The 8,777-nt window shown below is 61.7% G+C and carries 8 protein-coding genes; 4 read left to right on the top strand and 4 right to left on the bottom strand.

What is annotated here, in order from left to right:
• Nucleotides 1-22: 22 nt before the first annotated feature.
• Entirely contained in the window at nucleotides 23-1,534 is a 1,512-nt protein-coding gene (locus tag HX869_RS21525) for a nucleobase:cation symporter-2 family protein (protein ID WP_003218845.1), read from the bottom strand.
• Between the two features lie 172 nt (nucleotides 1,535-1,706).
• Between HX869_RS21525 and HX869_RS21520 the strand changes: the two genes are divergently transcribed.
• Both HX869_RS21520 and HX869_RS21515 read left to right on the top strand, forming a co-directional pair.
• Nucleotides 1,707-2,657, top strand: a complete 951-nt coding sequence (locus HX869_RS21520; protein ID WP_178903613.1) for a LysR family transcriptional regulator — start codon at nucleotides 1,707-1,709, stop codon at nucleotides 2,655-2,657.
• Between the two features lie 144 nt (nucleotides 2,658-2,801).
• The gene (locus tag HX869_RS21515; RefSeq protein WP_102368416.1) at nucleotides 2,802-3,635 is read left to right on the top strand and encodes a nucleoside-binding protein; all 834 of its coding nucleotides are present in this window, start codon (nucleotides 2,802-2,804) and stop codon (nucleotides 3,633-3,635) included.
• Here the strand turns inward: HX869_RS21515 and punC are convergent.
• On the bottom strand, nucleotides 3,632-4,825 hold the full coding sequence (gene punC, locus HX869_RS21510; protein WP_008437667.1) for a purine nucleoside transporter PunC: 1,194 nt from the start codon (nucleotides 4,823-4,825) through the stop codon (nucleotides 3,632-3,634). The genes HX869_RS21515 and punC overlap by 4 nt on opposite strands.
• A gap of 122 nt (nucleotides 4,826-4,947) precedes the next feature.
• Between punC and punR the strand changes: the two genes are divergently transcribed.
• Entirely contained in the window at nucleotides 4,948-5,880 is a 933-nt protein-coding gene (gene punR / locus HX869_RS21505; protein WP_003218855.1) for a DNA-binding transcriptional activator PunR, read from the top strand.
• Nucleotides 5,881-5,945: 65 nt separating this feature from the next.
• On the opposite strand, the gene HX869_RS21500 is transcribed toward punR, so the two are convergent.
• Nucleotides 5,946-7,115 (bottom strand): aspartate aminotransferase family protein, encoded by a 1,170-nt coding sequence (locus HX869_RS21500; protein ID WP_177054117.1) that lies wholly within the window; start codon nucleotides 7,113-7,115, stop codon nucleotides 5,946-5,948.
• 103 nt (nucleotides 7,116-7,218) lie between these two features.
• Here HX869_RS21500 and HX869_RS21495 point away from each other — a divergent pair, with 103 nt between their 5' ends.
• A complete protein-coding gene (locus HX869_RS21495; protein WP_102368413.1) occupies nucleotides 7,219-8,124 on the top strand; it encodes a LysR family transcriptional regulator in 906 nt (301 codons plus the stop codon).
• Here the strand turns inward: HX869_RS21495 and HX869_RS21490 are convergent.
• Nucleotides 8,121-8,744, bottom strand: coding sequence for an HAD family phosphatase (locus tag HX869_RS21490; protein ID WP_087693670.1), 624 nt, complete (start codon nucleotides 8,742-8,744; stop codon nucleotides 8,121-8,123). The genes HX869_RS21495 and HX869_RS21490 overlap by 4 nt on opposite strands.
• Nucleotides 8,745-8,777 lie beyond the last annotated feature (33 nt).

The raw sequence follows: 8,777 nt of genomic DNA, 5'->3' as shown, positions 1-8,777 counted from the left end.
CACATTGGACTCTTTGTGGCTGTTACACCTCGCTGGTCTGTGCCCTGCCGTGCACGGCCGCTTTCTTCGGCACTTCCTCCAGCAACGGAATCTCCTTGCCCTCGGCATCAAACAGCTTGCCGCCGCTGAAGTAATCCCCGTCCCGCAACGCCGCCACGTCCTGGAAGCACAGGCTGCGTTCCGTCCCGGCGACAAACACCGACTGCTGGTCCGAGTTGCCCGTGGTGAAGTGGTTGAACGCCAGGTTCAACAGGATCGCCATGATCGCCGACGAACTGATCCCCGAATGGAAAATGGTCGCGAACCAGCTCGGGAAGTGATCGTAGAAACTCGGGGCCGCAATCGGGATCATGCCAAAACCGATGGAAGTGGCGACGATGATCAGGTTCATGTTGTTGCGGTAATCAACCTTGGACAAGGTCCGGATACCACTGGCAGCCACGGTGCCGAACAGCACGATCCCGGCCCCGCCCAGCACCGAAGTCGGCACTGCCGCAATCACCCGCCCCATGAACGGCAGCAGGCCGAGGATCACCAGGAATATCCCACCGGTGGCGACCACATAACGGCTCTTGACCCCGGTAACCGCCACCAGTCCGACGTTCTGTGCAAACGCGCTCTGGGTGAACGAGCCGAAGATCGGCGCAAACATGCTCGACAGCATATCCGCACGCAGGCCATTGCCGAGGCGCTTGGAGTCGACCTTGGTGTCGATGATTTCACCCACTGCAAGAATGTCCGCCGAGGTTTCCACCAGCGTCACCATCACCACGATGCACATGGAAATGATCGCCGCGAGATGGAAGGTTGGCATGCCGAAATGGAAGGGTGTGGGAAAGCCGAACATCGGGCCCTGGGTCACGCTGGAGAAGTCAGCCATTCCGAGGAACACCGCGATAACCGTGCCGATCACCATCGCCAGCAGGATCGACAGTCGCGAGATGGTCGCGCTGCCGATCTTGCTCAGCAGCAATACCAGCACCAGGGTCAGCGCCGCCAGGCCGATGTTCGGCATGCTGCCGAAATCTGCGGCGCGGCTGTTGCCGCCCATGGCCCAGCGGGCGGCGACAGGCATCAACGTCAGGCCGATGGTAGTGATCACAATCCCGGTGACCAGCGGCGGGAAGAATTTGGTGATTCGCGAGAACACCGGGGTGATCAGCAGGCCTATCAGGGAGGCGGCCATCACCGCCCCGAGAATCGCCGGGATGCCACCCGCACCGTCGCTGCCAACAATCGCCACCATGGTCGCCACCCCGGCAAAGGACACCCCTTGCACCAGCGGCAACTGGCAGCCGAAAAACGGCAGGCCCAGGGTTTGCAACAGCGTAGCCAGGCCTCCGGCAAACAGCGAGGCAGCGATCAGCAGGCCAATATCGGCCGGCGACAACCCGGCCGCCTGGCCGACGATCAACGGTACAGCCACGATGCCGCCGTACATGGTGAGCACATGCTGCAGGCCGTAAGCCATGTTGGCCGCGACGCCGAGATTCTCATCTTCTGGCCGCTGCGGTGACGCCTTCGGGATAGTCATGGTGAGGGGTTCTCTGTTTTTGTTGTGCACTCACTGTATGCAATAGAAAGATTGGATGTCCATAGAGTTGTATACAATCATTTTCACAAGAACACCCTGAACGCCGTTACAAAAATCCATTCAGCCGCCCGGCCCCGTGGCTCGAAGCGCTGCGCACAAGGACTTGAAAAAAATGCTCAACCGCAAGCTGCGCATCCACGCCCCGGCGATTTACTACTTCGACATGGTTCGCCGCTGCCACTCGATCCGCGAAGCCGCGCGCCGCCTGAACGTGGCGTCTTCGGCGGTGAACCGGCAGATCCTCAAGCTGGAAGACGAGGTGGGCGCGGCGCTGTTCGAGCGCCTGCCCGGCGGCCTGCGCCTGACGGCGGCCGGGGAAATCCTGACCCGCCACGTGAGTTTCCTGTTGCAGGACGTGGAGCGCGTGCGCGGTGAACTGGATGGCTTGAACGGTGTGCAGACCGGCCATGTGGAAATCGCCACGGTGGAGGGCGCCACTGTGGAACTGCTGCCCGCCGCTCTCAAGCGCATGCGTGAGCGTTATCCGAAAGTGACCATTGGCGTCACGGTACAAGGTTCGCAATCGATTCCCGGTGCGGTGGTCAACGGCCAGGCTGACCTGGGGTTGGCCTTTGCCTTACCGCGCAGCAGCGAAACCATCCAGGTGTGTGTCGGCCATTTCCGCCTGGGGGCGTTGATGGCACCGGGGCATCCGTTGGCCGGTGAAAGCAGCGTGAGTTACGCGCGCTGCTGTGAACACGGGGTGATCCAGGCCAAGAGCGAGCTCTCGGTTCACCACCTGATCGCACCGCTGCACAAGCGTTCGGCGGCGACAAACAAGCCATTGCTGCACAGCAACTCGATGGAGCTGGCCCGGCAACTGGCGCGCCAGCAACTGGGCATCGCGTTCCAGACGCGCATTGGCGTGGAGGTAGATTTAGCCCGCGGCGAACTGCTGCACATTCCGCTCAGCGACCAGGGCGGGATCTTCAGCAACCTCGGCTTATACGCCCGCAAAGACCGGGACTTGCCGATGGCGGTGCAAGCCATGGCCCATCTGCTCAGTGAAGAAATCAACTTGCGCGAACATCAGGAAACGCTCTCGGCGCCACGTATTTCCTGACTCTCAGGCCAGCTTCAGTGCTGCCGTTTCGGCATCGGCCCAGGCGAGATTCTGTTCTTTGGAACCCACAACGGATGTGCCGATACTGCGCCCGGCGACCCTTGCGCGGTCGCCATGAGCCAAAACGCCAAAGGAATTAAAACAATGAAAAAGGCACTGCACGGCGCAACCGTATTACTCACATTGTTCGGCGGCGGGGAGGCTGTCGCGCTGGAATGGATGAACAACAGCCTGGGATTTCGCTACGGCCAGCAGTTCACCAACCCGAACAACCCGGATGAATTCAGCAAGCGCATCTACAGCTTCACCCACGCCAGCGGCTACCAATACGGCAGCAACTACCTGAACCTCGATGTGTTCCTGTCCGACAGCCGCGACCCGCGCAAGGGTACCGACCACGGCGGCAGCGAAGTGTATGCGGTGTACCGGCACCAGCTGTACGCCTCACGGGTATTCGATGTGCCGCTGGGCACCGGGGTGATCAAGGATTACGCCCTCACCTTCGGCTTTGACGCCAACCGCAACAACAACCTGGCCTCGGCGAAAAAACGCGCACTGGTGATTGGCCCGACCTTGAAGTTCAACACCGTCGGCGTGCTGGACCTGAGCCTGATGTACTACAAGGAAAGGAACCATTCCGGCATCCCCGGTGCGAAAGAGCCCGATCACACCTTCGACGATACCTACATGCTTAACCTGACCTGGATGCGGCCTTTCGAGATCGGCAACCACGGGGCGAAGTTTCAGGGGTTTATCAATCACGTCGGGGAAAAGGGCGAGGACTTCCATGGCCGCGATACGGCGCCGGAAACCCTGATGCGCACCGCGCTGATGGTGGCGGTGCGCCCGGGCAAAAGCGTCAAGCCCAATCTCTACCTGGGCGTCGGGTATGAGTATTGGCATAACAAGTTCGGCGTGGACGGCGGCCGGGGTAGCCGCACGTCAACGCCGACGGTGAACATGGAAGTGACGTTCTAGCGGGCGCGCACCAGGTCGGCATCGCCATCGTCGACCTTCGGTCGCGCCAGCCAGTAGCCCAACACGGCCAATGGCGCGGTCGCCAGCATCACGATCGCAGTGATCAACAGCGGCTGGTCGATCATTGACGACACGATCAGGCTCGCCAGGAAGCACAACCCCAACTGCAAGGTGTTCTGCAATGCCGCCGCCTTGCCGGAATTTTCCGCAAACGGCATCAGTGCATTCGCCACCACGATCGGGTAGCTGGCGCCATTGACCAGGGCCATCAGGCAGAACGGAATCAGCAAGGTGGCGAGCGTCGGCACGGTCAAGGTCGCGACGAGGTACAGCGCGACCATGCTGATGCAGTACGCCAGCAGCAGCCACGGCAACAAAGTCTTGCCCTGGAACCGCTGCAACGCACTGCGGCAACTGTAGCCACCGATCAGGAACGACAGCGTTGGCAATACGTAGCTCAAGCCGATGTCATTCGGGCTGTAGCCCATCCCGCCAAGGATGAACGGCGAGGCGGTAAGCCAGGCGAAGAAACTGGCCGAGCATGCGGCAAAGATCATCACGTTGCCGGTGAACACCCGCGACTTGAGCAATTGCCCATAGCCGAGTCGGGATGGTTCGCCGTCGGTTGTCAGGCGTTTCGGCAGCGGCCTGAGAAACAACGTAGGCAGCAGCAGGAGCAGCGAAACCACCAACAACACACCGAAAATCGCCTGCCAGCCCCAGTGATTCAGCATCAGCGCTCCCAGCAATGGCGCCAGGGCCGGAGACAGTGACATCAGCGGCATAATGCCGGCGAACACCCGATGGGCCTTGTCCGCCGGGTAGCGGTCGATCACCAGCGCCTGCCAACTGACGGCGGCGGAACACACGCCAATCGCCTGGACAAAACGCAAGGCCAACAGCTGCGGTGCGGTCTCGACCCAGAACATCCCCAGGCAGCCGAGCACAAACAGGGAAAGGCCCGTAAGCAGCACCGGCTTGCGTCCCAACCGGTCGGATAGCGGCCCCCACAGCAACTGCCCGACGGCAAAGCCGGCGAGGAAAATGCTCAGGCTCGCGCCCACCGCGCCGGGGGAAATCTGCAGCTGCTCGCCCATGGCGCCAAACGCCGGCAAGTACATATCCATGGCCAGATAGCCGAGCATGCTCAGCCCCGCCAGGTACCAGGTGAATCCAAAAGAATTTTTCATTGAAGCCTTGTATAACCTGCCATCAAACTATTTGCTGACTGGCGCCTATTATGAAGCTGAGCAAATCCCTGTGAAGCGATAATAATTGGACACTCTTATCAATAATTTTGAAGGCAAACCCCATGTGGTCTGAATATTCCCTGGATGTGGTGGATGCAGTGGCCCGCCACGGCAGCTTCAGCGCCGCCGCCCAGGAACTGCACCGCGTGCCGTCAGCCATCAGCTACACCGTGCGGCAACTCGAAGAATGGCTGGCGGTGCCGCTGTTCGTCCGACGGCATCGGGATGTGGAGCTGACACCCGCGGGTAAATTGTTCATCGACGAAGCCCGCGGCGTCATGAAAAAAATGCTCGGCACCCGCCGGCTGTGCCAGCAAGTGGCAAATGGCTGGAGTGGCCAGTTGAAAGTCGCGGTGGATTCCATCGTTAAACAGCAGCGCTGCCGGCAGTTGGTACTGGATTTCTATCGGCAGTTCCCGGAGGTGGAATTGCTGTTGGATTACGAGGTGTACAACGGGGTGTGGGATGCCCTGGCCGATGACCGCACCGATATCGTGATCGGCGCCACCAGCGCGGTGCCGGTGGCCAGTCAATTCACATTTCGTGACATGGGCCTGCTGAACTGGCTGTGCGTGGTCAGCAGCCGGCATCCGCTGGCAGCGGTCGAAGGCCTGCTCAGCGATGACCAATTGCGGCCCTTCGCCTCCCTGTGCATGACCGACACCTCGCGCAACCTGCCCAAGCGCGACACCTGGACCCTGGATAACCAGCGTCGTTTGGTGGTGCCGCACTGGGCTTCGGCGATTGATTGCCTGCGGGACGGCTTGTGCGTCGGCATGGCACCGGCGCACCTGGTGCAGCCGTGGATCGAGCGCGGCGAGCTGAGCGCCCTGCAACTGTCCCGGCCCTTCCCTGCCAGCCCGTCGTGCGTGGCCTGGGCACAGAACAAACTGTCGCCGGCCATGGCCTGGTTGCTGGATTACCTGGGGGATACCGAGACCCTGAATCAGGAATGGCTGAACGGGGTGCAGGTGGGCTCCGGCTACCCCGTTTGACTGATCGTTCCCACGCTCTGCGTGGGAATGCAGCCAGTGACGCTCCGCGTCAGCCTCATCCGTGTTTAGTCCAGAAGCCGGGAAAGTGCGCGTACGATCATCTCCACTTCCTTGGCATCGATGGTCAGCGGCGGCAGCAGGCGAATGATCTTGCCCCGCGTGACGTTGATCAGCAGGCCATGCTCTTGCGCCGCGCGCTGGGCCAGGTCGCGCTGAGGTGTTGCCAGTTCGATGCCGATCATCAGCCCCTGCCCGCGAATCGCCAGCACCTGGGGATGCTCGTTCAATTCCACCCGCAGGCGCGCCAGCAGCCGCTCACCCTGTTGCGCCGCGTTGTCCAGCAGGCCTTGTTCTTCGATGATCTCCAGCACCGTACAACCGACACGGCAGGCCAGCGGGTTGCCGCCGAAGGTGCTGCCGTGGCTGCCGGGGGTAAACAGTTGCGCAACAGCGGCCCGGGCCAGGCACGCGCCAATCGGCACACCGTTGCCGAGGCCTTTGGCCAAAGTCATCACGTCAGGCACGATGCCTTCATGCTGGAAGGCAAACCAGCGACCTGTACGGCCGATCCCGGTCTGGATCTCATCGAGCATCAACAACCAGCCTTGCCGGGTGCAGTGCTCGCGCAAGGCTTTCAGATAGCCCGGCGGCGCGACTTGCACGCCGCTTTCGCCCTGGATCGGCTCAAGCAGCACCGCAACAATGCGCGGGCCAAACTCCCGGGTCACGGCCTCCAGTGCCTTCAAGTCACCGAAGCCGACCTTGATAAAGTCCCCCGGCAGTTTTTGAAATCCCAACCGCACGGAAGGCCCGTCGCTGGCGGACAGGGTGCCCAGGGTGCGCCCGTGAAAGGCATTCTCCATCACCACCACCAGCGGCTGTTCGATACCCTTTTTCCAGCCATGCAGCCGGGCCAGCTTCAGCGCCGTTTCGTTGGCTTCGGCACCGGAGTTGTTGAAGAACGCCTGGTCCAGCCCGGAAAGCCGGGTGAGGCGCTGGGCCAGGCGCTGCTGCCAGTCGATGCTGTAGAGGTTGGAGGTGTGCAGCAGCAAACCGGCCTGCTCACTGATGGCCGCTACCAGCCGCGGATGGGAATGACCGACGTTGGTCACCGCCACACCTGCCACCGCATCCAGGTATTCACGGCCCTGCTGGTCCCACAGGCGCGTGCCAAGGCCTCGAGTAAAGCTCAGGGGCGACGGTTGATAAGTGGTCATCAGGCAGGCGGCGGTCATGGCATCAGGCTCCAGTGCATCGTAGTGATGGCACCAGTATCGTTAGCCACCCGAGCTGGATAAACTGCACAACACTGCGATCACTTTAAACCAGGGCTTGATAATGGATCTGTTCCAGGCGATGACGGTGTACGTAAAAGTGGTGGAAGCCGGCAGCATGACGGCGGCAGCGCAGGCGTGCGGCATGTCCACCACCATGGTCGGCAATCACCTGCGCGCGCTGGAACAACGCCTGGGCGTCAGCCTGCTCAAGCGCACCACGCGCAAGCAAAGCCTGACCGAGTTTGGCGGGATTTATTACCAGCGTTGCCTGGAGGTGCTGGGCCTGGTGGCCGACTCCGAGCAGATGGCCGAACAAGCCAACAGTGACGTGCCCAAGGGCCTGCTGCGGATCACCGCACCACCGGCCTTTGGCACCGAACGCCTGGCACCGGCGCTCAGCGAATTTTCCCAGCGCTACCCACAGATCAAGCTGTACGTGGTTCTGAGCAACCAGCGGATGGACATGGTCGACAGCGGGTTCGACGTGGCCATCCGCTTGGGCGACCTGGACGCGCCAAGCCTGATTGCCCGCCCCATGCAGGATTACACCATCACCCTCTGCGCCTCTGCGGAGTACCTGGCGCGCCGTGGCACACCTCAACGCCCCGATGATCTGCAGCAACATGACTGCCTGGCGTTCGCTTACCCGGCGACCGACGATTGGCGCAACGCCGACAAGTTGTGGCGAATGCGCGGCGCAGAGGGCGAAGTGGAAATTCCGGTTTCCGGCTCATTGACCATCAACAGTTCGCAGGCCTTGCGCCAGGCTGCCCTGGAAGGCATGGGCATCGTGATGCTGCCTGACGCCCTGGTCGAGCCAGACCTGCGGGCCGGGAAACTGGTGGCATTACTGACGGACTACCAACTGCCCAGCCGGCCCATGCATTTGCTGTACGCCCAGGACCGCTATCGCCTGCCCAAGCTGCGGGCGTTTGTGGACTTCGTCATGGAGAAATGGGCGCGCTAGAGGCTCACCCCCAGCTCGATCAAGCGCTCACGGGTCTGCGCGGCAGACACGTGGTGAATCCCCTGCCAACCCAGCGCAGTGGCCGCCTCGGTATTGCCGGCTACATCGTCAATAAACACCACTTCACCCGGCTGGATATCCGGCAAATGGGCGCGCACCTGCGCCAGGCTGGCGTGGTAAATCGCAGGATCGGGCTTGATCAGCTTGATTTCGCCGGACACCACGATGTCGCGAAAATACTGCAGGAAGGGATAGTGGGCGCGGGCATAGGGAAAGGTCTCGGCGGACCAGTTGGTCAGGCCGAACAGCGGCATCTTCGCCTCATGCAACGCTTCGAGTATCGCCACGCCCTCCGGCAATGAACCACGCAGCATCTCGTGCCAGCGGTCGTAGTACGCCTGGATCAGTGGTGCATGCTGCGGATGTTCGGCGATCAGCGCGCGGGTGCCCTCAGCCAGACTGCGCCCGGCGTCCTGCTCGGTGTTCCAGGCCTGGGTGCAGACGGTGTCCAGGAACCGTTGGCGCTCCCGGTCGTCGGTAATCAGCTGGCGGTAGAGATGGTGCGGGTTCCAGTCGAACAGGACACCGCCGAAATCAAAAACGACTGCACGAATCGTCATGTAGATCCTCCGTTAGCGTGGGTGTGATAACGG

The organism is Pseudomonas sp. P7779, from assembly GCF_013386315.1.
GTDB lineage: Bacteria > Pseudomonadota > Gammaproteobacteria > Pseudomonadales > Pseudomonadaceae > Aquipseudomonas.
This window is presented reverse-complemented; position numbering and strand designations above follow the sequence as displayed.

Bases quoted from the DNA above. Each gene is read 5' to 3' on its own strand.
- punC (WP_008437667.1), bottom strand. From the start codon at position 4,825: ATGAAAAATTCTTTTGGATTCACCTGGTACCTGGCGGGGCTGAGCATG.
- HX869_RS21490 (WP_087693670.1), bottom strand. From the start codon at position 8,744: ATGACGATTCGTGCAGTCGTTTTTGATTTCGGCGGTGTCCTGTTCGAC.
- HX869_RS21520 (WP_178903613.1), top strand. From the start codon at position 1,707: ATGCTCAACCGCAAGCTGCGCATCCACGCCCCGGCGATTTACTACTTC.
- HX869_RS21515 (WP_102368416.1), top strand. From the start codon at position 2,802: ATGAAAAAGGCACTGCACGGCGCAACCGTATTACTCACATTGTTCGGC.
- HX869_RS21525 (WP_003218845.1), bottom strand. From the start codon at position 1,534: ATGACTATCCCGAAGGCGTCACCGCAGCGGCCAGAAGATGAGAATCTC.
- HX869_RS21495 (WP_102368413.1), top strand. From the start codon at position 7,219: ATGGATCTGTTCCAGGCGATGACGGTGTACGTAAAAGTGGTGGAAGCC.
- HX869_RS21500 (WP_177054117.1), bottom strand. From the start codon at position 7,115: ATGACCGCCGCCTGCCTGATGACCACTTATCAACCGTCGCCCCTGAGC.
- punR (WP_003218855.1), top strand. From the start codon at position 4,948: ATGTGGTCTGAATATTCCCTGGATGTGGTGGATGCAGTGGCCCGCCAC.